Here is a 26,538-nt window from a genome sequence, read left to right as displayed (position 1 = left end):
GACGAGCCTTCCGGAGAGGGCGACGCCGGGCCGACGCCGGGTACGTTGCTGGTGGACGCGCGGGGCAGGATCGGCCGGTTCATGGGCAAGAGCGGCCCCCGCCTCATGCTTCGCCCCGTGGGTGGCGGGTGCGAGTGGGAAGCCGAGCCCGGAGCCGTACGCGCGCCGACCCCGACGGAACTGGCGACCGTCGAGCGGCAACTATCCGGAAGAGGGGTGGCGTCCGAGCCCCATGCCGGTCTGCTTCCGCCCGCTCCGATCAAGGTCAACGCCCCTCGAAAGAACGGGGGTTCGGTGTGAGGGTGACCAGACTGTTCGACCTCGAGTGGACGTTGACACGGTTGGAGGACCAGGGGGTTTGGGTCCACATCGCGTGTGTGTCGGGGAACCCGCTGTGTGGTGCGTCCCCGTCCGTGCGGCCGGTGCACGCAACGCCGGATGGTGCGCTTGCTTGGGCCGAGGAACATATGCGGCTGACCGGGCACCGACGTTACGACCGGCTGTCGTTCGACGTGGTGCAGTGGGACCCGCCGGGCGACGTCGACCCAGGGGTGTTGCCGGGGGTGACGACGTGAGGCTGTGTGGGGCCGCTACCTTGATGCCCCCGCTGTTGGTCCTAGACGCGCTCATTGCAGCCGCGCCGGATGACGACATGGAGGTCATGACGCATCCGCGCTGTGAACTGGAGGACGACCACCGGGGTCTGCACGCCGCTGCGGTGCGATTTCTCGACATGGAGCCCCCCAAGACGGTGTGGGCCCAGTGGGCGGACGGACGGGACCCGGAGTCGGTTGTCGTGTTGCGGGACTGCGCGCGCGGGAACGGTGCCCCGCCCGGCGCGGACGATCGATGCACGCTGTATGTCGACCACCCGGGAACGTGCTCCTTCGATCTGCTCGATCCGGAGCACGAGCACTTGATGGCAACCAATGGCGCGTACCGGCGCATGTTCGAACGTGGGCGCGTGTCGGACCCCGAGGACTCCCCGCCCAACTGATCCCCCACAGACAGGTGGGCGGACCACCCAATCACCCATACCCCCGCTCCGTGTGGCAGTGCTCCCCGTACAGCACTGCGGAAACTCACGGGGCGGCACTCCCCTCGGTTCGTCGTGCGCGCCACGCGGCCCGAGGGAAGGGGGGCGGTTCGTCGCCCTCGGCCCCGGTCGCCACTGCCACCCGCCCCGGTGACCGGGGCCCTGATCTCCGTCCCTGCCGGGGCCCCGTTTCCGTGTCCCCCACGGCGGACCCCGGCAGGGGCGGGCACCAACGGCTGCGCTGCTACGCACAGGTGCGTTCCGCTGTCGGGCAGTTCCCCGCGCCCCTATCGGGGCACCCAGGCCGGCGGATCCCCCTCAGGAGCAGCCCCCGTAGGGGCGCGAGGAACCACGACGCACCCGCACGCGACAGCGCACCCCGCAGGTGGACGTACCGAAAGGGGCGCGGGGAACGGTGCAATCGCGCAGCGCACCCGCACAGAACGGCGCACCCGCACGGAAGTGCCCCGAAGGGGCGCGGGGAACGGCGCGGGCAACCCCAGCGCACCCGCACCGCACCACGCACCACGCACCACGCACGGGACGATCAGACCTCCCCGAGGTCGACCACCCCACAGCGCCCCGCGAGCCCGAGCGCCAAGAAGAAGTCCCCCCACACGAGTTCGTGCCGCACCGCAGTACCGCGCTCCGCGTCATAGCACCCGTCGAGCAGCATGCCCGCGGGACGCTCCCCGCCCGCCCCGCTCAGGTGACCCGCGACCAGCCGGTCCAGGATCGCCGCGGCACGCTCCCCGTGCCCCTCGGCCTCCTGCCCCGGCACCCGGGCCAACTTGAGCAGCGCGACCGCGGTGATCGCCGCGGCCGAGGTGTCGCGCGGCCCCCCGGGCAGTGCGTCGTCGGCCGGCGGCACGAGCGCCCCGCCGTCGGTCAGGAGTCGGCGCAGCGCGCCGGCCAGCTCGTCCGGACGCCAGTCGGCCTCCCCGGGGCGGCCCAAGGCGTCGGCGACCGCCAGCAGGAGCCAGGCGCGGCCCCGGCTCCACCCGGGCGGCGGATCGGCGCAGGGCTCCCACCCCGCCCCGGTGTGCCGCCAGGCGGGCCGCAGCGGTGCGCCGAGGGCGTCCCCGAAGCTCACGCGGCCCCCGACGCCCGAATGGCTCCCCACGCAGAGGTCCAGGTGCCGGTGCAGGTGCGAGGCCGCCGCCGCACCGCCCCCGGCCCCGGCGGCTGCCAGCAGTTGCACCGTACCGGGCACGCCGTCCGCCCGGGCCTGCTCCCGGTCGCCGCCCAGGGCCGCCCCCCAGGGCACGATCCCGAGCCGCGGGTCCACCGCGGCGAGGCATGCCTCGGCGGCCCGCGCGCGCAGCGCCGCCGCTTCCGCGTCCCCCTCGGCGAGCGCGGTTCCGTACCAGAGGATGAGCCCTCGCGTCACGGTGTCGGCCGACGCCCAAGGGGCCAGTCGACGGGTGACGGCCGACGCCGCGACACGGTCGTCCTCGGCTCCGGTCCAACGGGACCGTAGCCACAGGAGACCGGCCCAGAAACCTCCGGTCCACGATCCGCGGCCGGTGGTAGTCCACCGTCCGGTGTCCGGATCGGCGAACAGGGGGAAGCGCTCCCCGACTTCCTTCCGGGTGACCAGGACCCGGTCCAGCACCTGGGCGAGGGCCTGCTCCGGGGCGCTCACGAGGTGGTCCCGGCGGCGATCCGACCGTCACGCATCGCCCAGGCGTACGCCACGCCGGCGGCGACCGTGAACTCCGCGGCCACCAGCAGCCAGCCCGCTCCGTAGTGGCCGGCCTCCGCGAGCGGCCCGAACAGCGGGGGCCCGACCGCGAAGCCGGCGAAGAAGCCGGCGGCGACCAGCGCGGAGTCCTGCCCGGCGCGCCCCGGGGCGGCGCGCTGCATCACGAGCACCATGGACACCGCGTTGCCGGAGACGGCGAACACTCCGACGGCCACCGCCGCCACCCACGCCAGGGGCATCGCGTGCACCGAGGCCGCCAGCAGCAGCGCCGCGCCGACGGACCCGAGGGCGAGCCCGCCCGGCAGCCAGTGCGCGCGGTCCGGTCGGGCGGCCTTGGACCAGCCGATGCGGCCCGCGATGCCGGCGACTCCGAGGACCGCCACCAGCGCCCCGGCGGCCGTCGGCCCCAGGTCGAGCCGCTCGTCCCCGAACAGGGTCACATAGGTGTTGACCGAGGCGATGCCACTGCCGAGGAAGAGGGAGAACACCGCGAGCCAGGCGACGTGTCCGCGCGGGAGGAACCGGGCGGGTCCCGCCGTGGTCGGCGGCGGGGGGTCGGGCGGCAGGACGCGCGCCGCCCAGCCGGCGACGAGCACGGCCAGGCCGGCCGCCGCCCACACCGCGCCGCGCCAGCCCACCGAAGCGGCCAGCGCGGCGAGCGGCAACCCGGCCGCGAAGGCGCCGAGTTGGACGCCCGACTGCTTCAGTCCTGTGGTGGCGCCCCGTCGGGCGGGCGGCACGACCGCGAGGATGGCCTTGTTCGTCGCCGGGTTGGCCAACGCCTGCGGCAGCCCGCCCAGGGCGACCGCCGCGAGCAGGAGCCCCGCGCCGGGGGCGGACGCGATCAGTGCGAGGGCGACCGCGGTGATCAGGGGGAGCGCCACCAACGCCCGGCGCGGGCCGATGCGGTCCACCACACGGCCACCGACCGGAGACAGCACGGCGGCCGTCCCGAAGCCGATCGTCGTGGTGAGGCCCAGCACCGTCGCCGAGACGTCCAGGTCGTCCATGAGGCGCGGGCCGAGGACGCCGAGCAGGAACAGTTGCAGCATGGACAGTGCCATGGCCACGGTCAGCAGGGCGGTCAGCGCCCTGCCCCCACCGCGGTCGTCCGTCCCGCCGTCCTGCGCCCGTTGCGCGCTGAGCGCCCCCATGTCCGCCTGCCTCCCCGAGGTCGACCCCGTAGCCGAATGGCCCATCGAGCAGTAGTCGTGCGCACGGGCGTCCGAGTTCCCGCAGCTCGTTGTGGTGTGCACCACGCAGGAGGGGTGCGCCGAGGGTACGGGGCGGGTCGCGCGGTAGCAGAGTTCCCTTGTCGTGTACGGGAGTCGAGGGGTTCCACAGCAGATCGGATGACTTCCGGCTTAGCGGTACGGCCCGCGGGAAGTTCGTCCCCGAACAGCCCCGGAGGGTCCCTCAGGGATCGGGCGGCGGGGCCGGACGCACGGGTGGGGAGACCATGGCACAGGAACACGGAAGCGGGCCGGACGACGCTGAACGGCGCTCCGACGAGGCGGTTCTCCTGGTGGCGGGAGCGGTGGACCTGGTGCTGGAACGCGCCGAGGACGCGCTCCGCCGGGTCCGCTCCCTGCTGGGCAGGTCCGATCTGGGTGAGCTGACGGCCGATGTGCGGCGGGACCTCCTCGCGCGGGGCCGCAACAGCGGGCTGGACCCGGTGCGCACCGCGTCCGCCCCGGCACATCTGGAGCTCCTGGCGCACCGGGCCCGGGAACGCACCGGCCCGGACGGCGCCGGTGCGGCGGCGCGGGAGTCCGCGCCGACGGACGCCGCCTCCCGCGCACCCGGGCATCCGACCCGGTGACGGCCACCGCGACCGGGCGGGCCACCGGTGCGGAGCCGCGCACCCCGGACGCCCCGTCCGTGCCCCTGAGCGCGCTCAAGGCCAGGGTCGACCACGAGTTGGAGACGTTCGTCCGGCGCGAGACGGCCCTCCTGGAGGCGGTGGACCCGGAGTTGAAACCGTTCGGAGAGCAGCTCCGGGCGATCGTCGGCCACGGCAAGCGGCTGCGGGCGGCGTTCTGCTACTGGGGTTGGCGGGCGGCGGGGCGCGCGGACGGGGACGACGTCGTGCGGGCCGCGGCGGGCGTGGAGCTGGTGCACGCGGCGGCCGTCGTCCACGACGACCTCATCGACCGCAGCGCCCTGCGCCACGGCGTGCCCACCGCGCACCGGGCCCTGACCCCGCCGCGGAACCGGCTCACGCGCGGCTCCGGTCGGGGCGCCACCGGGCGGGCCCTGGCCCTGCTCGCCGGCGATCTGCTGATCTCCTGGTCGGGCCAGCTGTTCACCGACTGCGGGCTGCCGAGCGCCTATCTCAACCGGGCCCGCCCCCTGTGGGCGACGCTCGCCCGGGAGTTGGTCGCCGGGGAGTGCCTGGAGGTCCTGCGCAGCGGCCCGGGCCCCGCCGTCGCGACCGATCCGGAAGGCTCGCTGAAGATCGTCCGGTACAAGACCGCCAAGTACACCGTCGAGCACCCGTTGCACATCGGTGCCCTGCTGGGCGGTGCGCCGCCGGCGCTGCGGGAGGTGTTCAGCGCCTACGGTGTCCCGCTCGGTGAGGCGTTCCAGTTGCGGGACGACCTGCTGGGCGTGTTCGGCGCGCCCGACAGCACGGGCAAGTCCAATCTGGACGACCTCGGCGGCGCCAAGCCGACGGTCCTGCTGGCGCTGATGCGACGGGCAGCGACGGATGCCGAACAGCAGGAGATCCAGGTCCTGTTGGGGCGACGGGACGAGATCGGGCCCGAGGATCTTGACCGGTTCCGGGCGATCGCGGAGCGCACCGGGGCCCGCCGCGGGGTCGAGGCGCTGATCACCGCGCGGGCGGCGGCGGCCACGGACGCCCTGGCGGCCGGCGAACGGGCGGGACTGCTGCCCGCGCACGCCGCCGAGGCCCTGCACCACCTGGCCCGGCACTGTCTGACCCGCGCGTCCTGACCACGGCGACCGTCCCGCGCACCGCCCTTCCGATCCCCGAGAGGAAGCACCCCCATGAACCCCCACGCTGCCGATGCACCGGCCGGGCCGACCACTCCCCCGTACACCGAGAGTTCGCTCGACGCCCTGCGGCTGGTCGGCGACGAGTTGGCGGACGCCACGGTCGCGGAACTCTTCGCCCGTGGGGAGGCGGGCAGGTTCAACACGCTGATGCGCTGGTTCTCCACCGCGGGGCAGGAACTGCCCCCGGGGCTACCCGACGTGGCCCGGGAGTACCTGGAGGCGACGGCGATGCCGCCGTCCTGGGTGGACTGGGGTGAGATGGAGAAGGCGCGGCTGTTCTTCATCGACAACAACGTGCACGTCTCGACGGCGCTGTCCTTCGCCTCGATGCCCGCTTGCTACGTCGTCCCGCACATCGCGAAGCTGCTCAGCGCGACCCATTCCCTGGAGTACCCCTCGCGGAGGATGGCGGAGACCGGACAGTTCACGGTCTACCTGATGCAGCCCGGCGCCTTCGAAGCCGGGAGCAGGTTCATCCCGGCCGCCCAGAAGGTCCGCCTGCTGCACGCCTCGATCCGGCACCACCTGGAGCGGGAGAACCTCTGGGACGTCGCACGCCTGGGCACGCCGATCTGTCAGGAGGACATGATCGGCGGTCAGATGATGTTCTCCATCCAGGTCCTCGACGCCCTGCACCGGCTGGGCATCCACCTCTCCAACGAGGGCGCCGACGCCTACTTCTACGCCTGGCGGGTGGTCGGCGCCATGCTCGGCATCGACCTCGCCCACATGCCCGAGAACCTGGAGCAGGCCCGCCACTTCTCCGACCTGTACATGAGCCGCCACATGGGCCCCTCGCCGGAGGGCGCCCGGCTCACCCGGCAACTCATCGACCTGTACGAGGAGGTCGTGCCGGGAACCGTCTTCGACCCGGTGGTGCCCGCCATGATCCGCTACCTCGTCGGGGACACCTGCGCCGACTGGCTCCAAGTGCCCCGTTCGCCGCTGTGGGACTCCGCGATCCGGACCGCTCCCGCGCTGCTCGGGGTCCTGGAGGCCCTGGAGGACCGGTCTCCGCTCGCCGCCTGGGCGTTGGACCGGCTGGGTCACCACACCAGTGTGTTCGAACTCAGTTCGCTGACGCGTGGTCGGGTGATGCAGTACGCCATCCCGGAGCGGCTCAAGGGCGAGTACGGCGTCACTTCCGCCCGGCCCCGGCTGGACCGCTGGGCCCCTCCCCCGCTCACCCCCGACCCGAGCGCCCGGCAGTGACCCGACGGCGTCGACTGCGGACTCAGACCAGGTCGGACAACAGGTCCTCCAGTACCGTCTCCTCCTCCACCCGGACGCCCGACTCGGCCAGGGCGATGGGCAGTTCGGGGTCCCAGGGTGCGTCGGCGGGCGTGCCGGTGAGCGGTGGCCGTTCGGGGCGGGCGAGCACCGCGGCCCGGTAGTCGGCGGCGGTGTAGCGCCAGGGCCGCCACGGCACGCGTCGCCGCAGGACGGACGCGATGCGCAGGCCGCCCCAGTCGAAGTCACCGTGGTACAGGAGGGTCGTCCCCCCGTCGGTGAGGTGACCCAGCAGGGTGAGGGCCGCCGCGGACGGCTGTCCCTGGAGGCAGACCAGGGGTGCGGCGGCCGGGCCGTGGGCGTCGGCCGCGGCGGCGAGCACGGCCGGGTTCTCGCAGACCCGGACGACCGCGGTGCGGGCGGCGGGCGGGTGGCGCACGAGTTGGCGCAGGGTGAGCACGGCGGGCTCGCCCTGGTCGGCCTGCCAGTCGAGGCCGGGGGTGCCCCGGAGGTTGAGGGTGAGGACGGTCGAGGACAGCGCGTCGCGCAGCAGTCCGGCCGATGCCCAGGCGTCCCGCCGCCACTCGGCTCCGGTGCCGTCCTCGAACCCGGTGAGCGCCCGGACGCCGGAGAGGGTGAGGGTGGCCAGCGGGGTGCCGTCGTCCAGAGCGTGGGCGCTGCCGAAGGTCCGGGCCGCGAAGGCGGCCAGGGACAACGGTGGATCGGCGGGGAGCTGGCCCAGGGCGGCGACGGTCCGCTCCAGGAGGGTGCGGGCCGCGTCGGGCGTGCCCGCGAGGCGGCGCACCAGGCCGTCGCCCCGGACCCGGGCTGCCCATGCGGCGCAGCCGGGGACCTCCACCGCGAGCCGGTCGAGCGGAGCGTACGCCTCCTGCCAGACCCGTTCCTCGGCGGCGCGGGCGGCTTCCCGGGAGACGACCGGCCCGGTGAGCAGGGCGACGGCGGCGGCCAGCCCGTCCGGGCTGATGCCGGAGCGGCGCAGCAGGGCGTCCACCGCCTCCAGGCGGATCGACACCGAGTGTCCGGTGCCGGGGGTGCGGCCCAGCAGCCGTTCGGCAGCCGCGCGCTGTGCGGGGGTGGGGGTGCTCAGGGAAACGGGGCCGGTGAGCGGTCGGCCGCGTTCGAGGCGGCGGCGCGCCCGGGTGACGAACCAGTCGAGACCGGGGTCGCCGAGCAGTCGTCGTAGGCGCGGTGTGTCGCCGGCGGGTCCGGGGGTCACGTCCACAGGGGCTCCGGTCCTTCGGGTGATCCCGCGGGTTGCACCGTGCGCTGCTCGGGCAGGGTGATCGGCGTCCGTGCGGGTTCGACGCCGGGTCGGACCCGGTGGCCGTCCCATTCCCAGCGGGTGACGAGGACGGCGGCCACCTCGTCGATCCGCGACAGTTGGGCGACGGCGATGCCGGGCACCTGCGGGTAGCAGGCCCATTCCCGTTCGCTGGTCATGACCACATCGAGGTCGAAGGCGTGCAGCAGTCCGAGGCATTTGGCGCGGGAGTCGTCGTCCACCCCGGCGAACGCCTCGTCCAGGGTGACCAGGCGCGGGGCGTACGGGCTGCCCGCGGTCGCGTAGTGGGAGGAGGCCGCGGCGAACAGGGGGACGGAGACGGCGAGGACCCGTTCGCCGCCCGAGGCGGGGCCGGTCGCGGTGACCCACCGGCCGTGTTGGTGGCGTTCCACGGCGAACTCGTGCCAGGACCGGTAGTCGAGTGCCGCGGAGAGGTGTTCGAGCCAGCTGCCCGAAGCGTCCTCGGTGTGTTGGCGGGCGATCTGCGCCTGGAGGAACTCCCCCACCGCCACCCGGTCCTCGGCGCTCCAGGCGTCGGCCGACTGGCGCAGGCGTCGGCCGGCCTCGGCCAGACCGGCGGGGGCCGTGCGCGACGCCCGCCAGACCAGCCGCAGCCGCATGCCGGTGGAGGTGGGTCGCTCCTCCAACTCGGCGTTCATGTCGCGCACTTGGCGTTCCGCAGCGCCGATCAGCTCTTGGAGGGTGCCGGCCACTTCGGTGATCAGGTGGGTTTCCAGTACCTCGCGTTCCCGGGCCGAGAGGATGCGGGTGAGTTCGGCGACCTCCAGGGCCAGCGCCCCGGCCAGTTCCGGTACGGCCCGCTCGCGTCCCTGGTAGACGATGTCGACCACCATGCCGTCCTCGACCATCCGGGCGGACGCCGAGTGGCCGTGCCGGGACAGGGTGTCCTGGAGGCTCTTGAGTTCCCTGCTCAGATGGCCCTGTACGCGTTCCCAGGCGGCGTCCGAGTCGTCGGTCGCGGACAGTCCGGCTTCGACGGCCCTGGCGAACGCGACGGCGGGGGTGGCGGCCCAGGGTCCGGCGTCCGCGGCGGGCACGGGCAGGTCCGGTAGGGCGACCGCGATCAGTCCGGTGCCGGTGAACCGCTGGAGTGCGGCGATCGCCGCGGTGCGGGCCTCGGTCGCCCTGTCGAGCCCTTCGTCGAGCTTCTCGATCTGCCCCTCCGCCCGGCTGGCCGCCCGGTCCGCCTCCGTGTGCTCCGTCCGGGCACGGCGCTGCTCCGCCGTGCAGGCGGTGCGGGCCGCGGCGTTCTCGGCCAGTTGTCGTTGGAGGTCGGCGACGGCGGCGCCCACCGTGGCCCGGAGGGTGGTGTGCCGTTCGTCCGCCGCAGCGGCGTCCCGGGCGGCGTCGTGCGCCCGGGTGGTGAGGTGGTCGACCCGCTCCTGTGCCCGGTCGCGTTCCCCGTGTTCCTCCCCCACCTGGGCGGCGATCTCGTCGCGGGCCCGCAGCGCCGGCCACAGGGCGGCCAGCACCTCGGCGAGCGTGCCGAGCGCCTTGCGCAGGGCGGCCCGGCCCGTCGGGTCGGCGGGTAGTCCGAGGTCGGCCGCGGTGCTGGTGAGTTCGGCGGCCGACACCTCGGCGAGTTCCGTCGTCCGGTGCAGGGCCGTTGCGCGTTCCGTGTGCCGCAGGCGGGCCCGGCGCGCCAGCTCGGCCGCGGCGGCCACCGCGGCGTGCGCCCGGGTGAGGGCGTGTTCGTCGGGTACGTCGGCCAGTTCGTCGTCCAGGGTGCGGCGGCGGACCGTCAGGGCCGTCAGTTCGGCCTCGACGGCCCGTGCTTCGGTGCGGAGCGTGGCGAGTTCGGCGTGCAGCACGTCGAGGCGGGCGCGGCGGGCCGCCTCCCGGGCACCCGCGCCGATGTACTCGGCCGCCGTCTTGGCCCACCGACCGGTCAGGGCGCCCACCCGGAAGTGTCCGTCGACGGCGGCCCAGGTGCTGCCGCCGCTGTGCGGCCCGGCGCCGATCGTGGACAGCAGCAGGGTCACCGTGTCCGCGCCGACCGTGGCGGCCCGGGTGTCCGCCGGGTCGACGGCCACCCGCAGCAGTGCGGCGAGGGAGCCCCCGGGGAGGGGACCGGTCGTCGGGGCGAGCAGGACGTCATGGCCGTCGGCGGCCAGGACGGAACCGTCCGGCAGGACCCAGGCGTCCAGCAGCCCGGACGCCTCCAACGCGGCTTCCAGTCCGGCGCGTTGCGGCTGGTCGAGCCCGTCGTGGAAGTCCACCAGCCGCCACAGGGGTGCACCCGGCATCCGGTCGCGGAGGCCGGGCGTCCTGGTGACCGGCGCGCCGGGTGCCCGGGGTCCGCCCGCCTCCAGGGCGGCCACCTCCCGCTGGGCCCGGTCCATGCCGTCCCCGAGTTCGGCGCGGCGGCGTTCGGTGCGGGCGGTGCGCCCGGCGAGTTCGGCCGAGGCGCCGGTGTGGGCCCGGGCGGCCCCGGCGCGTACGGGATAGGGCCCGTCCAGTCGGCGCACCCACTCCTGGAGGCCGTCCAGCACTCCGGGCAGGTCGGGCAGGGCCAGTTCGGTCCAGCGCCGGGCCCGTTCCCTGACCTCGTCCAGCAGGGCCCGGCCCGCCGTCTCGACGCCCTGCTCCGCCTCCTGTTGGGCCTCGGCCGCGTGAGCGAGGTCGGCGGCTGCCTCGTCCAGCCGGACGGCGTCGCGACGGCGGTGCTCGGCGGCCTCGTCGGCGACCCTCGCGAGGGCGTCGAGGTGGTCCACGGCCCGGTGTCGTCGTTCCCGGGCGGCGTCCGCGGCCCGACGCAGTTCCGGGACCGGGAGCCGGTCGTCGGCGGGCAGTTCGGTGCTGGCCGCCGACGCCGTGTCGCGGGCCTGTCGGAAGGTGTCCTCGGCGAGCCGCGCCGCGCTGTCGAGTCGTTGCTCGGCGGCGCCGAGCCGCTGGACGGCCCGGGTGTGGTGGGCGACGGCCTGCTGTCGGTCCTCCAGGGCGCGGCTGCGGGCTTGTGCGGTGCTGCGTACGGTCAGGGCCGCCCGGTCGAGTTCCTTGGCGCTGCGCATCTCGGGGCCTTCGCGCAGCGCTGCGTCCTGTGCGGAGAGACGGGTGTGGGTGTCCTCCAGGTCGGTGATGCGGGTTTCGGCCGCTGCTCTGGCCTCCTCCGCTTCGGCGCGGCGGGACTGGGCGTCGGAAAGGTCGCGTTGCAGCTGTTCGTAGCGGGAGTGTTCGGTGCGCGGCAGACGGGCCCGGCGACGGGCGGCGATCCGTGCGTACCGCCGGTAGTGCTCCAGGAACGCGGCGGAGGCCCGCTCGGCGGAGGTCGCGGCCGTCAGTTCGTCCTTCTCCTCGTCCAGGGAGCGGAACGCCTCGGCCACATCGGCGATGACGGCCTGGTCCATGGGGGGCAGCGCCTCGGTGAGGGCCCGCGACAGCGCCTTCTCGTTGGGGCGTTTGGAGAGTTGCGGTTGGCGCAGTTGGATCAGGAGGTCGACCAGGGCCGCGTAGCGCTGGGGTCCCAGGCCGAAGAGCGTTTCGTCCACCGCCCGGCGGTAGGTCCTGGCCTGGTCGTACACCATGCCGTGGTCGGCCACCGCCTCGGCCAGCCGGTCCCGGGACAGGGCGGTGCCGGTGGCGTCCAGCAGGCTCAGGGTGCCCTCGCCGGGTCCGCTGCCGCGGTGGTCGACGCGCTGGCTGGTGACGGCGTACCAGTGCCGGGCGATGCCGCGTCCGCTGACGGCCTTGAGTCCGCACAGCAGGGTGCGGAAGTGGTGTTCGCCGGTGGTCTCGTCGCGCCTGCCGAACTCGATCCAGGTGTAGCCGAGGCGCTCGGAGTGCGGGTGCTCCCCGCCGAGCAGCAGGTTCCACTCCATCCGTTTGCCGGGGTCGCCGTCGGGCTCGACCCGCCGGGGGCTGAGGTCGCCGTCGAGCAGGAACGGCAGGGTGAGGGCGAGCACCTTGGACTTGCCGGTGCCGTTGTTCCCGCGCAGCAGCAGGCGGCCGGCACGGAAGTGGAACTCCTCGACGTCGTAGTGGAAGAGGTCGACGAGTCCGATGCGCTGGGGTTGCCAGCGTGCGCGGTCCGGGGTGGGCAGGGCGGTGGTCACGGCCGGCGGGCCTTTCGCTGGGCCGGCGGGCGGGGGCTGCCGGGTTCGAGTACGACGGGTGCCCCGACCGCGTAGCGGGCCAGGGCGGGACGCGGTTCCACCCCGCGGTCGGTGGAGGTGACCAGACCGAGTGCGGTGAGGCGGGACACGGCATGGCCGACGAGTTCGTTCTCGGTGCCCGGTTCGCGGGCCGACTTCGCCCAGAACCCGCCGTGTTCGTCGGCCAGTTCGCGCACCCGGCGGGCGAGTTCCGCGGGGGTGACGGGGCCGGCGGCGCGGGAGAGGTGTTCGGCGAGGAGCAGGGTCACATGGCCGTGGGTGCCCTGTTCCGGCATCCGGAGGTCGGTGAGGTCGTCCTCGGGGTCGACCATGGCGATGCCCTCGGCGCGGATCTCGGGGACCAGTCCGGTGAGTTCGGTGATGCGGGTGGTGAGGAAACCGCGTTGCCGGGTGAGGTAGCCGAGTTCGGCGTCGGTCAGCTCGTCGTAGTAGACGACCGGGTCGTCCAGGAGCCGGCGGGTGAGCGTGTGGCGCATCGCCCGGAACCGCAGTTCGTCGCTGTCGAGGAAGGTCTCCGCGGCGAGTTCGTCGATCCGTGCGTCGAGGGTGCGGGCCTGCACGGTGGAGGGCCCGCGGTGGCCGGCGAGCAGTCCGGCGAGCACCCGCCGCTCGACGTCGTACAGCACGTCTCCCGCTCCGCTGACGTAGGCGTCCTCGTCGCCGGAGACCCGGCGCAGGACGCCCAGGTGCAGCAGGAGGCGGACGACGGCGGCGAGGTCGAGCCGTTCGTCACGCCGGTCGAGGGTGAACTCGATTCCGTGGGAGGCGAGTTCGGGGTCGGCGGCATCGAGGACGACTTGGTCGGCGAGGCGGCCGAGGGCGATCTGCGACTCGCCCCGTTCCAGGGCGGCCAGGGCGAGGCACAGCAGGACGTAGCGTCGCCGGGTGAAGGGGGCGCCGGAACGGGTGGCCTCGCGCGCCGGGTGGGTGGGGTCGCTGCGGACCCCGGGTATCTTGCGCAGCCGGGCGGCCTGGGCGTCGACCTGGAGGGGCCAGCCGGTGTTGCGGTCGAACCACTGTCTGAGGTCGGCGGCGTGCCGGCGGACCAGCCGGAACTCGTCGGCGTACCGGCCGCGGGCGAGCAGGAGGGGCTGTTTCAGCAGGGCGCGGGCCGCCCTGCGCAGTTCGGCGGCGTGCTGCCCGTCGAGTACCTCTGCGAGCGGCGTGGTCACCGTTCTTCCCTTCCGTCGTCCGTGTCGTCGGCCGGTGCCGGGGCGTCCACGACCAAGGGGCCTGCGGGGCCGGCGGTGCGGTCGGTGATCTCGATGCGGTGGTCGGGCCCCCGGAAGACGCCGCCCGGGGTGCGGACCTCGGCGGTGCCGCCGTCGTCGAGGAGGCTGAGGCGGATCTGTAGGGAACCGTCGTTGCTGGTGGCGACGGTGTGTCGGAGGCCGGGTCGCCAGGTGGCCAGGGCATCGCCGAGGAGGCGCAGGAAGAGCCCGAAGGCGGCGGGGTCGAGTTCGCCGAGTTCGGACAGCCGGCCCGCGCCCCGGGCGGCGAGCCGGGCCCGGGCCGCGGCCGTTTCGGCGGTCTGTCGGGCCGCGACCTCGGCCAGGTGGCGGCGCTGCTCCCGGCGGTCCTCCACCTTGCGGGGCTTGCCGCGCCGTTCGTAGCTGCCGGTGCGGCGCAGTTGCGGACTGATCCGCAGGGGCTCGGCCGCCGCCCAGCCGGTGGCGGCGGGTACCGGTCGGTCGGCGCGGGCGGCGAGGGTGTCGGCGTCGACGGTGAGGTGGCGGGCGGGGTAGAGACCGAAGGCGGTGCGCCAGAGCCGGTGCCGGGAGGCGTCGTCGGGGGCCTCGGCGAACCAGCGGGCCAGGGTCCGGAGGTCGGCCGAACGGTCGGAGCGACCGGCCCGGCGCTCCCCGAGCACGCGGACCACGGCCAGCAGTTGGGGCACCGCGCCCAGCGCCCGGCCGCGCAGCAGCCGGGCTTGGGACTCCCGGCCGTCGCGGGTGATGAACCAGGACCCGAGTCCGGTCCAGCGGGCGGCCCAGCGGTGGTACGCCTCCTGGGTCGCGCGTTCCGTCTCGGCGCCTTCCCCGGGGGCGGCGTCGAGGGCTTCGCGGACCGCGGCGGCCCGCAGCAGCGCTTCGATCCGGCCGTCCCGCTCCAGTTCCTGGATCAGCTGGGCGATCCGGCCGCCGAGGGTGATCAGGTCCTGGATGAAGCGCTCCAGGTACTGGATGAGCCGGTCCTTGTAGGCGAGGAACGCCTCCTCCGTGACGTCGTGCAGGTCGATGGTGCGTTGCAGGGACCCCATGAACGCCCGGGCGTTGTCGGCGAGCGCGCCGAACCGGCTGGCCAGGGCGTCGAGCGCGAGGTGCACCCGGGCCGGGTCGGGCGGCTCGTCCGAGGCGAGCACCAGCAGGGCCCGGAGTTGGGTGACGATGTCGTGGAGGGCCACCGCCTGGAGTGCGCCGCGCCGGCCGAGCGCCTCGTCGTAGCCGGTCAGCGCCTCTTCGGCGGCCTCGCCCGCCCGGGTGAGTTGGTAGATGAACCGCTTCCGGTAGAAGTCCTCGACGGCGGTGACGCGTCCGGTGTCGGCGTCCGCCCGGAGGTTCCCCCAACCGACGAGGCTGTCCAGTGCTTTGACCACGGCGTCCGGATCGGCGGGCCGTTCCTCGACCGGCAGCGCGGCGTGCACGTCCTCCGGCCTCAGGTGCACCGCGTAGCGTTGCTTGGCTTCGACGAACACCCGCATCACCTGCCGGTAGAGCGCGGTGTTCTGGACGGTCAGGTGGGCGAAGGGGCTGTAGCCGTTCGGACGGGGTCCGGTGCCGGCGGTACTCACGGTCATTGCCGGTCATTCTGTCTCATCGCGCGGCAGCCGTGGGGGGAACCGGTCAGCCTGCCCGTTCGCCGGGCCGCGGGAGTGACGGGAGCCGCATCGGACCAAGTATTGTTCTAGACGTTCCAAAACAGTAGAGTCACCGACGTGGGCAGACCGCGGACATTCGACGAGGGCCGGGCCGTGGAGGCCGCGTGCCGGGTCTTCTGGCTCAAGGGGTACGAGGGGGCGACGACGGAGGACCTGTGTCAGGCCACCGGACTCGGACGCAGCAGCGTGTACAACACCTTCACCTCCAAGTCGCACCTGTTCCGCCGCTGCCTCAGCCACTACATGGACACCACCGGCGCCCGACAGGTCAGCATCATGGAGAACGCCGGCCCGGACGGACTCGGCCGGGTCCAGGCACTCCTGGAGGCCATCGTCGAGGCGGAGTTGGAGAGTCGACGCGAGGGTTACGGGTCCGGCTGCTTCACGGTGAACACCATCACCGCACTGGCGTACGACGACCCCGAGACGGCCGCGATCCTGGACAAGGACAAGGAACGGCGACTCCTCGCGCTACGGTCCGTCATCCGGGGCGGGCAGCGGGACGGCTCCATCACCTCGCCCGAGGACCCCCACGCCCTCGCCTGGTACGTGGCGTCCACGATCTACGGCATGCGGGTCGCGGCCCAGTCGGGCGCACCGGAGGACATCCTGCGGCGGATCGTCGCCACCGGAGCGGTCGCCCTGGCCCCCTGACCCCCGACCGCCACCCACCACCTGCACTGCCCGCACCACCCGCATTACCCACTTCCTCGTCCACACCACCCCCGGACACCCCGGGGGTCGCTTTTCGGGTTTGTTTTGTTCTGAGCGTTACAAAAAACTGAGACGGAGAGTTCCGTGCCCGTTCCCGTGTACCTCATGGCCCTAGGCATCTTCGCCATGGTCACCAGCGAGTTCCTCGTCGGTGGACTCATGCCGCAGATCGCCGAGGACCTCGACGTCACCATCCCCCAAGTCGGCTACCTCATCACCGCGTTCGCCCTGGCCATGACGATCGGCGGGCCCCTGGCGACCATGGCCCTGCTGAAGCTGCGTCCGAAGACGGCGCTGCTCACCCTGTTCGCCGTCTTCCTGGCGGGCAACGCGCTCGCCGGCCTGTCGACCTCGTACGGAGTGATGGTGGTGGCCCGGGTGATCACCGGCGCGGCCTCCTCCGCCTTCTTCGGCGTCTCCCTGTCGGTGGTCGCGCAGATCACCAAGCCGGAGATGCGCGGACGGGCCACCGGAGTGGCCATGCAGGGGCTCATGGTGGGCACCCTGCTCGGCCTGCCGATCTCCATCCTGGTCGGCGAACAGTGGGGCTGGCGCGCCGGGTTCGGCGCGGTCGGCGTGATCGCCGTCATCGCCGCGATCGCCACGGCGGTGGCCGTCCCCGCGCTCGACCACTCCGCGGACACCGTCGACTTCGCCGAGGAGGTCAGGGTGTTCCGGTCGGCCAAGCTGTGGTTGGCCCTGGCCACGTCCATGCTCATCATCGGGGCGACCTTCGCGGCGTTCTCCTACTTCACCCCGATCCTCACCGAAGTCACCGGATTCTCCCGCAGCATGATCCCGTTGCTGCTGCTCGCCTACGGCGCGGCCACGGTGATCGGCAATGTCGTGGTGGCCCGGCTGGCCGATGCGCACGCCGTGCGCGTGCTGGTCACCGGACTCGCCCTCAACCTGGTCTTCCTGGTGGTCTTCGCCCTGGTGGTGGAACTCAAGACGCCCACGGTGCTGGCCATGCTGGGCGTGGGCTTCGTCGGCGTGACCATGAACCCCGCCATGATCAGCCGGGTGCAGCAGATCGCCAACGCCCGGCCGCTGCTCAACACCGTCCACTCCTCGTGCATCACCCTCGGCGTGGTCATCGGCTCCTGGGTCGGCGGTCTCGGGATCAACGCCTTCGGGCTCACCGCGCCGCTGTGGGTCGGCGCGGTCCTCGCCGTACTGGCCCTCGTCACCCTCCTGCCCGACCTGCGGCAGCTGCGGCGGCGCCGCCCGGTGCAGGTGCTCAGCGTCGCGCCCGCCGTGGAGCGCGAACGGGTCTGACGGCCGGCCCCGCCGACCCGCGCGGGTCGGCGGGGCCCGTGGACAGGATCAACTGAATGCCGCGGCATGGTCGTTGACCCACTGGCGGAACGTGCGGGCCGGTCGGCCGGTGACCTCCTCGACGGTGTTCCACACGGGCTGCTCCAGCGCGGCCATCGCGGCGTAGGCGGTGAACATGCCGTCGATGTCGGGGTCCGACCACCCCTCGACGCGCATCCGCTCCCGGAGCACGTCCAACGGGACCTCCTCGAACCGGACCGGGCGCCCGAGCACCTCGCCGATCACCCGTACCTGCTCCACCTGACTGATCGGGGCGGGGCCACTGAGCATCAGCCGCCGACCGCCGTACCCGTCGCCGGTGAGGGCGCGCACCGCGACGGCGGCGATGTCCCGCTCGTGGATGAGCGTCCTGCTGGACCCCCCGAACGCCTCGCGCACCACGCCCTCACGGACCTGGTCGCCCCATTCCAGGATCGACGTGGCGAAGCTGGTGCACCGGAGGAAGGTCCAGCCGGTACCGGACTCCTCGATCAGCCGCTCCAGGCCGGCGTGGAAGTGGTTGATCGGGTCGGCCTGCTCGTCCCGGTCGTCATCGATGCCCGCGGAGGACAGGTACACGATCCGTCGATCGCCCTCGGCGAGCGCGTCCACCACCGCGGGCGCGGTGGCGAGCGGCAGGGACGGCCAGACCAGGAAGACCGACCGGACGCCGTCCAGGGCCGGCCGCAGGGTCTCGGGCGAGGTCAGGTCACCCCGGAACACCTCGACCGGCTCCGGGAGTCGAGCCGTCTCCGGCGTGCGCACCAGCGCCCGGACGGCACGCCCCTCGTCCAGGAGCCCCCGGACGACCTGCCGTCCGACGTTCCCGGTCGCCCCGATCACCAACATGACGTCCTGCCGTGTCACGACACTGCCCTCCCACTCCCCAGAAGCGTACGACGTACGCTTGCGTACAGCATACCCATGCGTACGATGTCCTCACCAGACGCACGGGGAACGAGGAGACGGAAGTGGTCATGTCCGGGAGCGGGTCCGGAAGCACGTCGAGCACCGGGGCGTCCGACGCGTCCGACGTCCTGTGGCTACGCCCGCAGCGCGCCCGGCGGCAGCCTCACGTGGCCCTCTCCCAGGACGAGATCGCCCGGGTCGCGGTGGCGATCGCGGACGCCGAGGGCACCGATGCGCTGACCATGCGGCGCATCGCACAGGACCTGGGCTGCGGCACGATGTCGCTGTACCGCCACGTCCGCACCAAGGACGAGGTGTTCGACCTGATCGTGGACACGGCCCTCGGCGAGGTGGAACGGCCGGCCGCGCCCTCGGGTGACTGGCTGGCGGACCTACGGCAGCTGGCGGTGGCCAAGCGCACGGTCCTGCTCGCCCACCCCTGGCTGGCACGACTCCTCGCGGGACGGCCCCTGGTGGGCCCCCGTGCGCTCGCCTCCACGGAGTACGCGCTGCGGGTGGTGGCGGAGCTGGGACTCTCCATGGACGACCGGGTGCGGGTGATCAACACCCTGCACTCCTTCGTCAACGGGTTCGTCCAGACCGAGTGGGAGGAGCGCACCTGGCGCCGCCCCGCGGACGAAGCGACCGGCGGGGGCGGCGCGATCGACCGGGACGGTGACCCGGCGGACGACTGGCGGGCGCGCACCCTGCCGTACCTGCGGCACGTGCTCGACAGCGGCAGGTACCCGTACTTCAGCGCCATGGTGGACGAGGCGACCTCGCACCCCGACCCCGAAGCGGACTTCGCCTGGCAGCTCCAGCGCGTGTTGGACGGCCTGGCCACGGTCGTGAACGGCTGACCCGACCCGCAGCGGACGGTACGCGGGCCACCCGCTCGTCCGTCCGCTGCGGTGCGCGCATCGGTCCTCGTCGCGGTCCCGGCGGGCTCAACCGTCCTGCGGCCCGTGCTTGTAGAGCCACAGGTACGCGCGGCGCTCGTTGGGGACGACCGTCGCGACGATGCAGATGGGGCTCGCCTTGAGGCCGACGTGGTGGTTGGCGACGGTCGTCGTCACCGTCCAGTCGGGACCGACCTCCTCGATCTGCTCAGCGAGTACACCGACCGGGTCGTGCAGGAGCTCTTCGAACGGCTCGGTGCCGGTCTTCCACTCCCGCCAGTACAGGCTCCACGGTTCTTCTCGGATCTCCTGCGACACATCGTCGATCTTGGTCCAGGAGGCATTGCCGTGCGTGGCCATCGGGGGCCTTTCTGAGGTGGGGGTACGTCAGGACGAACCAACACCGGACACCCGGCCCGCACCATTCGGTCTGCGCCGCTTGGCGCAGCCCCGCTCACCCGCCGTGCACCGGCAGTTCCCCTCCGGTTGCGACCTGTGGGGCGCGCACGGATGCTGAGCGGGTCACTCCCCCACCGGCACGAGCGAGGAGTCAGCCGTGGACACAGACACCCCGTCATCCAGGGCCACGGAGCGGGCCGCCCTCGCGAAGGACCCGCCGTACTCCGAGGGACCGGTGTGGTCGGTGCAGTTCATGCGGGCCGAGCGGGGACGGACGCTCTCCTACCTGGCGTCCCTGCGTTCCGGGTGGAAGCCCGTGATGGAGGCGGCCAAGGAGAAGGGCCTGATCCTCGGCTACCGGGTCCTGATCTCCCCGCTCGCCCACCCGGACGACTGGGACGTGGTGCTCGTGATCGAACTGCCGAACATGGCCGCACTGGACGGCTACAACGAGAAGCTGCGGGAGCTGGGCGGCGGCCTGGCCGCCCCGGGGAACCCGGACGGTTCCGCGCTCCATGAACTCATGGGGATGAAGCTCCTCCGCGAAGCGATCCTCACCTAGGAGGGGTACGACCCGTGAGCCCGACCGAAGAGACGACCCAGGAATCAACCGGAGAACCGCTTCCGGTGGGGAAGCTCGCGCTGAAGCGCGAGGTCGTCGGGGAACTGACCGACGAGTTGCTGACGACCCAGGGGCACAGCCTCTGGACCTGCGACGAGACCATGCACGAGGACGCCGACGATGGACCTGGTCCCCGTCCCGCGCGTCACGCACCATGACTTCCGGCCGTCGCGCCGCGGCGGTCAGCCGAGGGTCGTCGTCGACTGTCCGCCGGGGCGGGTGGCGCCGCAGCTGTGGGACCCCGCGTACCTGCGGACAGTGATCGGCGCGCACGAAGTGCCGGTGCGGGAGACGCACGGCCCGCCGATCAACATCTTCCAGAACCTCGCCCGCGGCGGTTCGTTGCCCTTCGGGCACTACCTGGACTGGGTCGTCGAGACCGCCCGGGCCGTGGGCCACCTCGCCGAGGGGCACCCCACCGCGCGGGAGGTCACCCGTGCGGTCCGACGGCTGCGGCTCGACCACTTCTACTACCTGGACGTGAAGTTGGACCGGTTCCCACGGGCCCTGCGGGACGGCGCTCCCGTCCCGGACTGGTACCACGCCGAGCCCGTGGACACCAACCTCTGGTGCGGCGTGCTGGGAACGTCCTGCGGGCTGCACTGCGATGTGACGCCCAACTGCAACACGCAGATCATCGGGCGCAAGGAGTTCGTGCTCTTCCCGCCGTCGCAGTCCCGGTACCTCTACCGCCTCCCGGGCCGGACCCACTGCCGGTTCGACCCCAACGCACCGGACTTCCAGCGGTTCCCGCTGGCCCGGCGTGCCACCGGATGGCACTGCACCCTGCGCCCCGGCGAGTCGCTGTACATCCCGGTCGGCTGGTTCCACCAGGTCACCGTGGTCTCGGACTGGGCGGTGAACGTGAACTTCTTCTGGCCCCGCCCCTTCCCCCAAGGGCTCGCGATCCCCGGGCTGTGGCGCTTCCTGCTGCGGCGGGGGCGGGCCCGACTGCGCACCGCGCTGCGGCCGGCCCCGCACAGTGGTCCCCGTTGACTCCGGGCGGGCCGTGCCGGCGACGCCGTCGACCTGGGTCCCCGCGGACTTCTTCGTCCTGCGCACCCCCTTGCTCCCCCTCGACGCCCTGCTCTCCCTGGGCGACGGGCTGGAGGCTCCCGGCTGCACGGACCCCGCGGACCTCGACGCGGCGCTGACCCGCGACCGGCTACGGGTGCGCGAGCGGCTGCGCCGGCTGTACGCACGTCCCGACGTGGCCGAGGCGCTGGCCGTGGCCTCGCCCTCCCTCGCCCGTGCCCTGGAGCGGTGGCAGCGGGACGCGGATTCCGCACGGGGCCGGAAGGTGGAGCGGAGCCTGCTGCGCTACCTCGCGCGCATGGCGGCCCGACCCACCCCGTTCGGTCTGTTCGCCGGCTGCTCGACTGGGGTGACCGGGGCCGCTGGCGAGCCCACCGAGCTGCGGTTGGCTCCCGCCCGGCAGTACCGTCGCCACACCCGCCTGGACTGCCGTTACCTGACCGCCCTGTGCGACGTGCTGCAACGCGACCCACAGGTACGCCGGTCCCTGCGGTACGTGCCCAACTCCAGTCTGTACGGGGCGCCGGGCGGCCACCGCTACGCCGAGGCCCGGACCACTGACCGGGGCAGGTCCTACGCCCTGGTGACCGTGGCGGGGCAGGAGCCCTTGGATCGGGCGCTGGCCCGGGCCGCCCGTGGTGGTGCGCGACCGGTGGAACTGGCGGCGGCGGTCCGCGCCGGCGCCCCGACGGCCACACCGGGCGAAGCCCTCGCATACATCAGAGAACTGATGGATCATCAGGTCATCACTCCCGTGCTGGAGCCCTCGGTGAGCGGCTCCGAACCGATGCGGGCGGTGCACTCGCTGTTGACGGAGCTGCGCGGCTGTCCCCCCGCCGAACGGGCCGCCGGCGCGCTGGCCCGGGTCACCGACCAGCTCCACGCACTGGACCTGCGACCACCCGGCGGAACGGACCGGGCCGCGTACCGCCGGGCCGTCGACGCCCTGGCCGCGCTGCCCGTGGAGGCCGAGCGCACCGGGCTGTTCCGGGTCGACCTGGTGAAGCCGACCGTCGCCGCCACCCTGGGCGGTGAGGTGCTGGACGAGATCGGCCGGGGCGCGCACCTCCTCCACCAGGTCTCCGGCCGGCGCCCGTCGCCCTCCCTCGACCTGTTCCGGGAGGCGTTCCGCGAGCGCTACGGACGCCGCGAGGTGCCGCTGTGCGAGGCCCTGGACCCGGAGGCCGGCATCGGCTTCCCCGCCGCACCGGGCGGCGGCGCCGGCGCGCCGTCCGGGGCCCGTGACGCGCTGCTCCTGGAATGGCTCGGTTCGGCGCTGCGCACCGGCGCCGACGAGATCGCGCTCGGGGCCGAGGAGCAACGGGCACTGGCCGCCGCGACGGACCGGCCACCGCCCCTGCCCGATGCGTTCGGCGTGTTGGCCACCGTGCTCGCCGGCACTGCCCAGGAGGTGGCCCGGGGGAGGTTCCGGGTGCTGATCGCCGGCGTGAGCGGGCCGTCCGGAGCCAATCTGCTGGGTCGCTTCTGCCACGGCGAGGGGCCGTTGCGCGAGCGGGTGCGCGCCCATCTGCGGGCCGAGGAGGCGCTGCGGCCGGACGCGGTCTTCGCGGAGGTCGTCCACCTCCCCGAGGGCCGCATCGGCAACGTGCTGGCCCGGCCGCGGCTGCGCGACCACGAGATCCCCTACCTGGGCCGGTCCACCGCTTCCCCCGGGCGTCAGATCCCCGTGACCGATCTGCTGGTGTCCGTGATCGGCGACCGGGTGGTACTGCGTTCTGCGCGTCTGGGTCGCGAGGTCGTTCCCCGGGTGACGACGGCGCACGACCATCGCGGCGCCGAGAACCTCGGAACGTACCGCTTCCTGTGCGCCCTCCAGCACCAGGGGCGATCCAGCGGGCTGTCCTTCTCCTTCGGCGCCCTGGCGGGCGCGCCCTTCCTCCCGAGGGTCACGGCCGGTCGCCTCGTCCTGTCCCGGGCCCGGTGGAACCTGTCCCCGCGGGTGCTCGGTGCGCTCGGTGGACCGTCCGACGGGCGGCGGCTCCGCACCGCGGTGCGCGAGCTGCGCGCGACCCTGCGCCTGCCCCGCCGGGTCGCCGTCGCGGAGGGGGACCAGCTCCTGCCGGTCGACCTGGACGACGGGCTGTCCGTGGAGGTCTTCGCCTCGCTCGTGCGCAACCGGGCCCGGGTGACGCTGGTGGAGTCGTTCCACGGCCCGGACGAGGTGTTCGTCTCGGGGCCGGAAGGACGGTTCGTGCACGAGCTGGTGGTCCCGTTCGTCCGGTCACCGGTCCCCGCGCCCCCTGCGCTTCCGGCACCGCCACCGCCCCGACCCGCTCGGTCGGTCGCTCCGGTGCGCCGCTGCTTCCACCCCGGCTCCGAGTGGCTGCACGCCCAGCTCTACACCGGTGCGGCCACCGCCGACTCGGTCCTTCGGGAGCTGGTCGGCCCGCTGTTGCGGCGCTTCCTGGCCGAGGGCGCCGTGGACGACTGGTTCTTCGTCCGCTACGCCGACCCCGACTGGCACCTGCGGCTCCGCCTCCACGGCGCACCGGGCCGACTGCTCGGCGAGGTGCTCCCCGCCCTGCACGACGGGATCGTCCGACCGCGGGCCGACGGCACCGTGCGGCGGCTACGGATCGACGGTTACGAGCGGGAGGTCGAGCGCTTCGGCGGCGCGGCGGGCATCGTCCTCGCGGAGCGGCTCTTCCGCGCGGACAGCGAGGCCGCCCTGCGCCTGGTGGCGACCGTGCCCCACCACGACCGCTGGCGCACCGCGCTGTTGGGCGTGGACCGGCTGTTGACGGACTTCGGCCTGGACCTGGCGGGCAAACGGGCCGTGGTGGGCGCCGCCCGGGAGCAACTGGGCGCGGAGCACCCGTTGGACCCGCAGGCGCGGCGCCGGCTGGACTCCCGCTACCGGGCCGAACGCGCGCAACTGACGGCGCTGTTGTCCTCGTCCCGGCCCCGGACGGCGGTGGACTCCGTGTTCGCCGCCCGCTCCGCCGCCTTCGGTCCCGTCGTCGCCGAACTGCGCACGGCAGCGCGGGCCGGACGGCTCACCCGGCCCCTCCCGGTGCTGGCCGGCACGCTCACCCATCTGCATGCGAACCGGGTCCTGCGCACGGCCTCCCGGTCCCAGGAGCTGGCCCTCCACGGCTTCCTGTGCCGGCTCTACGACTCCGCGCCCTTCCTCAACCGTGGCGCAGAACCGTGCCGTCCGTCCCCTGCCGGTGAACGGGGGTGAAGCCCGCTCCAACGAACAGGTCCGCGCACCGCGGATGGGCGTAGACCACGTGGAAGGGGCGCGGTGCCCGCCACAGCGAGGCGAGGATGCGGTCGATCGCGACCCGAACGGTGTCCGGCCCGAACGGGTTGAAGAGGTAGCCCACGGTGATGTCGTCGGGGACGGGGAAGTCCCGGACGTCCGCATGGTGCACTTCGACGAAGGGGCCCGGCCGTCGGCGCAGCCAGCGTGCGACGTTCCGCTCCGCGATCGCGCAGAGCTCGGCGGACCTCTCCACCCCCACCACCACGGGGAAGCCGTGCCGCGCGGCCAGCAGCAGGGCCCGCCCCTTGCCGGCGCCGAAGTCCAGGAACCCGCCACGGGTGGCCTCCGGGCCGAGACGGGCCAGGAGTTCCGCGAAGACCAGCGGGTTCGTTCCCTCGTGCCGGGGCGGGTCCACGCCCGTGTCGGTCCCGTTCCGCAGGTCGAACGCGAGTTCGCTCAGCCCGAGGTGCAGCCCACGGGCCACCCCTCGGCTCCGGCACACCCCGGGGAGCGATCGGGTGACCAGCCGTACCTGGCCCGGTGTCTTGCCGTCCATGGCGACCCGTCTAGCATCCCGGGGCGCCGGAGGCGTCGCGGCCCGCCGCGGCGTCCGCCGTCCGGATGTTCGTGCGGCGGTGCGGCGGCATGCCCCGTTTCGATCGCGCGGCCCGCTGGTACGGATGGCGCGTCGCGGCGGTCCGGCCGCGCCCCGCGTGACGACGGAACGTGCTCCGCCCAGGATGATCCGGAGGCCAGATGATCGGCGACATCGGATGCGTCTCACCGAAGCTCACCGAGTCGTTCGCCGAGCGGGCCGCCCGCGACGGGCTCACCGTCGTGATCGGCACCGGCTCCGTGGCCGCCGTGAACCTCGGCGGGCTGCTGCACGAACTCGACCGAGTGGAACCCGGGCCCACCGTCGTCGTCCTCACCGCGGCGGCCCGGCAGTTCGTGACGCCGGCCGCCCTCGGCCATCTGGGGCGCTGCCCGGTACTGACCGGGGAGACTGTGGGGCCGTCCCTCGGGCCCCTGCACGTCTGGCTCACCGACGTCGCCCGACGGCTGCTCGTCTACCCCGCATCGGCGGGGTTCCTGGCGCGTGCCGCGGCCGGCACGGCGAGCGACCTGGCCTCCACCACCCTGCTCTGCGCCACCGGCGTCCCGACCCTGATGGTTCCGTCGATGCACCCGCGGATGTGGGCCGGTGCCCTCGTCCAGCGGAACGTACGGCGGCTGCGGGAGGCCGGCGCGCACGTACTGGACCCGTGCGGCGGCGCGGCGCCGCCCGTGGCACAGGTGGCCGCTGCGCTGATCGCCCTGTCCGCCCCGGAGACGGACCGACCGTCCGGTGTGAACCACCCGAGAAGGGAACCCCAGCGATGACCACGACGAAACCCGAGAGCGTCCCGCTCATCCAGATCGAGGTGCTCGTACCGGTGGACGTGCCGGCGGAGAAACGCGCCAGGTTCGAACACTCCCTGGCCCGCTTCCTCTTCGGCAACGACCGGGTGCGCCCCGAACTGCGCACGGCCCTCACCGACGCCGGCATCGACTTCAACCACCTCGCGACCCTGTCCGAACAGCGGCCCCTCGGTCTGTGCCCGTCCCCGGGCGCGGTGGAGTTCGTTCCGACGGAACGCCTCGCCCGGGTCTGCCGCGAGCACGGCATCGACCTCACCTCGGGCGGCTGTGCCCTGATGACGTTCGGGTACGGCGCCTACGAGGGCAAGCAGCAGCCGCCAGACGCCCTGGAGATCGACATCAGGCTGCCGCGGGGCGCCGAGCGGGACGTCGCCGCCTCGCCCGAGCTGACCCGTGACCTGGTCACCGCCCTGTTCGGCGACTGCCAACTGCCCGAGGCGGCGCGGGCGTACCTGCGCACGCACGGGGTGGATCTGGGGGAGGTGGCGGCCCGGAACGCGGACGCTCTGGGCGGGCCGGAGGTGCCCTTCACCTCACGGGTGAGCCCGGAGATCCACCACTACCTCAAGACGAACGGCTTCGACGTGGACCGCTACGGCCGGTTCGACGTGCGGGCGGTGGACCGGACCACCACGGAACTGCCCAACGGCGGCGCCGCCTGGTCCAAGACCACGTGCTGCTGACCG

23 protein-coding genes are annotated in these 26,538 nt (G+C 73.6%); 14 read left to right on the top strand and 9 right to left on the bottom strand.

Annotation, left to right across the window (positions count from 1 at the left end; genetic code table 11):
- Positions 1-302 precede the first annotated feature (302 nt).
- Both ACFWIA_RS02740 and ACFWIA_RS02735 read left to right on the top strand, forming a co-directional pair.
- Complete coding sequence (locus ACFWIA_RS02740; protein WP_386999725.1) at positions 303-575, top strand: hypothetical protein; 273 nt, start codon at positions 303-305, stop codon at positions 573-575.
- Positions 576-652: 77 nt separating this feature from the next.
- Positions 653-997, top strand: a complete 345-nt coding sequence (locus ACFWIA_RS02735) for a hypothetical protein (RefSeq protein ID WP_386999723.1) — start codon at positions 653-655, stop codon at positions 995-997.
- Positions 998-1,583: 586 nt separating this feature from the next.
- On the opposite strand, the gene ACFWIA_RS02730 is transcribed toward ACFWIA_RS02735, so the two are convergent.
- Together ACFWIA_RS02730 and ACFWIA_RS02725 are read right to left on the bottom strand one after the other, a co-directional pair.
- A complete protein-coding gene (locus tag ACFWIA_RS02730; protein ID WP_386999721.1) occupies positions 1,584-2,681 on the bottom strand; it encodes a sugar ABC transporter permease in 1,098 nt (365 codons plus the stop codon).
- On the bottom strand, positions 2,678-3,895 hold the full coding sequence (locus ACFWIA_RS02725) for an MFS transporter (protein WP_386999719.1): 1,218 nt from the start codon (positions 3,893-3,895) through the stop codon (positions 2,678-2,680). Before ACFWIA_RS02725 ends, ACFWIA_RS02730 begins: the two co-directional genes overlap by 4 nt.
- 305 nt (positions 3,896-4,200) lie before the next feature.
- Here ACFWIA_RS02725 and ACFWIA_RS02720 point away from each other — a divergent pair, with 305 nt between their 5' ends.
- Genes ACFWIA_RS02720 through ACFWIA_RS02710 form a run of 3 tightly spaced genes read left to right on the top strand, consistent with a single transcriptional unit; the run spans position 4,201 to position 6,974 of the window.
- Entirely contained in the window at positions 4,201-4,563 is a 363-nt protein-coding gene (locus ACFWIA_RS02720) for a hypothetical protein (RefSeq protein ID WP_386999717.1), read from the top strand.
- 59 nt (positions 4,564-4,622) lie between these two features.
- On the top strand, positions 4,623-5,699 hold the full coding sequence (locus tag ACFWIA_RS02715; protein WP_386999843.1) for a polyprenyl synthetase family protein: 1,077 nt from the start codon (positions 4,623-4,625) through the stop codon (positions 5,697-5,699).
- A 54-nt stretch (positions 5,700-5,753) separates the two neighbouring features.
- Complete coding sequence (locus ACFWIA_RS02710; RefSeq protein ID WP_386999715.1) at positions 5,754-6,974, top strand: oxygenase MpaB family protein; 1,221 nt, start codon at positions 5,754-5,756, stop codon at positions 6,972-6,974.
- 22 nt (positions 6,975-6,996) lie between these two features.
- Here ACFWIA_RS02710 and ACFWIA_RS02705 read toward each other — a convergent pair whose 3' ends face one another.
- From ACFWIA_RS02705 to ACFWIA_RS02690, 4 genes are read right to left on the bottom strand one after another with little or no spacing between them, the layout of a single operon-like run.
- Positions 6,997-8,235, bottom strand: coding sequence for a TIGR02679 family protein (locus tag ACFWIA_RS02705; protein ID WP_386999713.1), 1,239 nt, complete (start codon positions 8,233-8,235; stop codon positions 6,997-6,999).
- Positions 8,226-12,368, bottom strand: coding sequence for a TIGR02680 family protein (locus ACFWIA_RS02700; RefSeq protein ID WP_386999711.1), 4,143 nt, complete (start codon positions 12,366-12,368; stop codon positions 8,226-8,228). Before ACFWIA_RS02700 ends, ACFWIA_RS02705 begins: the two co-directional genes overlap by 10 nt.
- Positions 12,365-13,600 (bottom strand): TIGR02678 family protein, encoded by a 1,236-nt coding sequence (locus tag ACFWIA_RS02695; RefSeq protein ID WP_386999710.1) that lies wholly within the window; start codon positions 13,598-13,600, stop codon positions 12,365-12,367. Before ACFWIA_RS02695 ends, ACFWIA_RS02700 begins: the two co-directional genes overlap by 4 nt.
- Entirely contained in the window at positions 13,597-15,225 is a 1,629-nt protein-coding gene (locus ACFWIA_RS02690; protein WP_386999708.1) for a TIGR02677 family protein, read from the bottom strand. The genes ACFWIA_RS02695 and ACFWIA_RS02690 overlap by 4 nt, the downstream gene beginning before the upstream one ends.
- 138 nt (positions 15,226-15,363) lie before the next feature.
- Here ACFWIA_RS02690 and ACFWIA_RS02685 point away from each other — a divergent pair, with 138 nt between their 5' ends.
- Both ACFWIA_RS02685 and ACFWIA_RS02680 read left to right on the top strand, forming a co-directional pair.
- A complete protein-coding gene (locus ACFWIA_RS02685) occupies positions 15,364-15,960 on the top strand; it encodes a TetR/AcrR family transcriptional regulator (RefSeq protein ID WP_386999706.1) in 597 nt (198 codons plus the stop codon).
- A 144-nt stretch (positions 15,961-16,104) separates the two neighbouring features.
- Entirely contained in the window at positions 16,105-17,298 is a 1,194-nt protein-coding gene (locus ACFWIA_RS02680; RefSeq protein ID WP_386999704.1) for an MFS transporter, read from the top strand.
- Between the two features lie 48 nt (positions 17,299-17,346).
- Here the strand turns inward: ACFWIA_RS02680 and ACFWIA_RS02675 are convergent, their stop codons facing one another.
- Positions 17,347-18,204 carry an NAD(P)H-binding protein gene (locus tag ACFWIA_RS02675; RefSeq protein ID WP_386999702.1) on the bottom strand — a complete coding sequence of 286 codons (858 nt, stop codon included), beginning with the start codon at positions 18,202-18,204 and terminating at the stop codon, positions 17,347-17,349.
- Positions 18,205-18,314: 110 nt separating this feature from the next.
- Between ACFWIA_RS02675 and ACFWIA_RS02670 the strand changes: the two genes are divergently transcribed.
- Positions 18,315-19,106, top strand: a complete 792-nt coding sequence (locus ACFWIA_RS02670; protein ID WP_386999700.1) for a TetR/AcrR family transcriptional regulator C-terminal domain-containing protein — start codon at positions 18,315-18,317, stop codon at positions 19,104-19,106.
- Positions 19,107-19,193: 87 nt separating this feature from the next.
- Here the strand turns inward: ACFWIA_RS02670 and ACFWIA_RS02665 are convergent, their stop codons facing one another.
- Positions 19,194-19,505, bottom strand: coding sequence for a hypothetical protein (locus ACFWIA_RS02665; protein WP_386999698.1), 312 nt, complete (start codon positions 19,503-19,505; stop codon positions 19,194-19,196).
- A gap of 196 nt (positions 19,506-19,701) precedes the next feature.
- On the opposite strand from ACFWIA_RS02665, the gene ACFWIA_RS02660 reads away from it, so the two are divergent.
- Genes ACFWIA_RS02660 through ACFWIA_RS02645 form a run of 4 tightly spaced genes read left to right on the top strand, consistent with a single transcriptional unit; the run spans position 19,702 to position 24,406 of the window.
- Positions 19,702-20,106, top strand: a complete 405-nt coding sequence (locus tag ACFWIA_RS02660) for a hypothetical protein (protein WP_386999696.1) — start codon at positions 19,702-19,704, stop codon at positions 20,104-20,106.
- Positions 20,107-20,120: 14 nt separating this feature from the next.
- On the top strand, positions 20,121-20,324 hold the full coding sequence (locus ACFWIA_RS02655; protein WP_386999694.1) for a hypothetical protein: 204 nt from the start codon (positions 20,121-20,123) through the stop codon (positions 20,322-20,324).
- Positions 20,287-21,162 (top strand): cupin-like domain-containing protein, encoded by an 876-nt coding sequence (locus ACFWIA_RS02650; RefSeq protein ID WP_386999692.1) that lies wholly within the window; start codon positions 20,287-20,289, stop codon positions 21,160-21,162. The genes ACFWIA_RS02655 and ACFWIA_RS02650 overlap by 38 nt, the downstream gene beginning before the upstream one ends.
- Before the next feature lie 13 nt (positions 21,163-21,175).
- Positions 21,176-24,406: a lantibiotic dehydratase gene (locus ACFWIA_RS02645; protein WP_386999690.1), complete on the top strand. Its 3,231-nt coding sequence runs from the start codon at positions 21,176-21,178 to the stop codon at positions 24,404-24,406.
- Here the strand turns inward: ACFWIA_RS02645 and ACFWIA_RS02640 are convergent.
- Positions 24,354-24,986 carry a class I SAM-dependent methyltransferase gene (locus ACFWIA_RS02640; protein ID WP_386999688.1) on the bottom strand — a complete coding sequence of 211 codons (633 nt, stop codon included), beginning with the start codon at positions 24,984-24,986 and terminating at the stop codon, positions 24,354-24,356. The genes ACFWIA_RS02645 and ACFWIA_RS02640 overlap by 53 nt on opposite strands.
- Positions 24,987-25,186: 200 nt before the next feature.
- On the opposite strand from ACFWIA_RS02640, the gene ACFWIA_RS02635 reads away from it, so the two are divergent.
- Together ACFWIA_RS02635 and ACFWIA_RS02630 are read left to right on the top strand one after the other, a co-directional pair.
- Positions 25,187-25,813 (top strand): flavoprotein, encoded by a 627-nt coding sequence (locus tag ACFWIA_RS02635; RefSeq protein WP_386999686.1) that lies wholly within the window; start codon positions 25,187-25,189, stop codon positions 25,811-25,813.
- The gene (locus ACFWIA_RS02630; RefSeq protein WP_386999685.1) at positions 25,810-26,535 is read left to right on the top strand and encodes a hypothetical protein; all 726 of its coding nucleotides are present in this window, start codon (positions 25,810-25,812) and stop codon (positions 26,533-26,535) included. Before ACFWIA_RS02635 ends, ACFWIA_RS02630 begins: the two co-directional genes overlap by 4 nt.
- Positions 26,536-26,538 lie beyond the last annotated feature (3 nt).

Source organism: Streptomyces sp. NPDC127068, from assembly GCF_042724695.1.
Classification (GTDB): Bacteria; Actinomycetota; Actinomycetes; order Streptomycetales; family Streptomycetaceae; genus Streptomyces.
Note: the sequence above shows the minus strand (reverse complement) of the source record. Positions and strands in the feature narration are given on the sequence as shown.

What these genes read in the sequence shown, in the direction of transcription:
- ACFWIA_RS02735 (WP_386999723.1), top strand. Translation starts at nt 653, where the DNA reads ATGGAGGTCATGACGCATCCGCGCTGTGAACTGGAGGACGACCACCGG.
- ACFWIA_RS02725 (WP_386999719.1), bottom strand. Translation starts at nt 3,895, where the DNA reads ATGGGGGCGCTCAGCGCGCAACGGGCGCAGGACGGCGGGACGGACGAC.
- ACFWIA_RS02720 (WP_386999717.1), top strand. Translation starts at nt 4,201, where the DNA reads ATGGCACAGGAACACGGAAGCGGGCCGGACGACGCTGAACGGCGCTCC.
- ACFWIA_RS02710 (WP_386999715.1), top strand. Translation starts at nt 5,754, where the DNA reads ATGAACCCCCACGCTGCCGATGCACCGGCCGGGCCGACCACTCCCCCG.
- ACFWIA_RS02690 (WP_386999708.1), bottom strand. Translation starts at nt 15,225, where the DNA reads ATGACCGTGAGTACCGCCGGCACCGGACCCCGTCCGAACGGCTACAGC.
- ACFWIA_RS02670 (WP_386999700.1), top strand. Translation starts at nt 18,315, where the DNA reads ATGTCCGGGAGCGGGTCCGGAAGCACGTCGAGCACCGGGGCGTCCGAC.
- ACFWIA_RS02665 (WP_386999698.1), bottom strand. Translation starts at nt 19,505, where the DNA reads ATGGCCACGCACGGCAATGCCTCCTGGACCAAGATCGACGATGTGTCG.
- ACFWIA_RS02650 (WP_386999692.1), top strand. Translation starts at nt 20,287, where the DNA reads ATGGACCTGGTCCCCGTCCCGCGCGTCACGCACCATGACTTCCGGCCG.
- ACFWIA_RS02640 (WP_386999688.1), bottom strand. Translation starts at nt 24,986, where the DNA reads ATGGACGGCAAGACACCGGGCCAGGTACGGCTGGTCACCCGATCGCTC.
- ACFWIA_RS02635 (WP_386999686.1), top strand. Translation starts at nt 25,187, where the DNA reads ATGATCGGCGACATCGGATGCGTCTCACCGAAGCTCACCGAGTCGTTC.
- ACFWIA_RS02630 (WP_386999685.1), top strand. Translation starts at nt 25,810, where the DNA reads ATGACCACGACGAAACCCGAGAGCGTCCCGCTCATCCAGATCGAGGTG.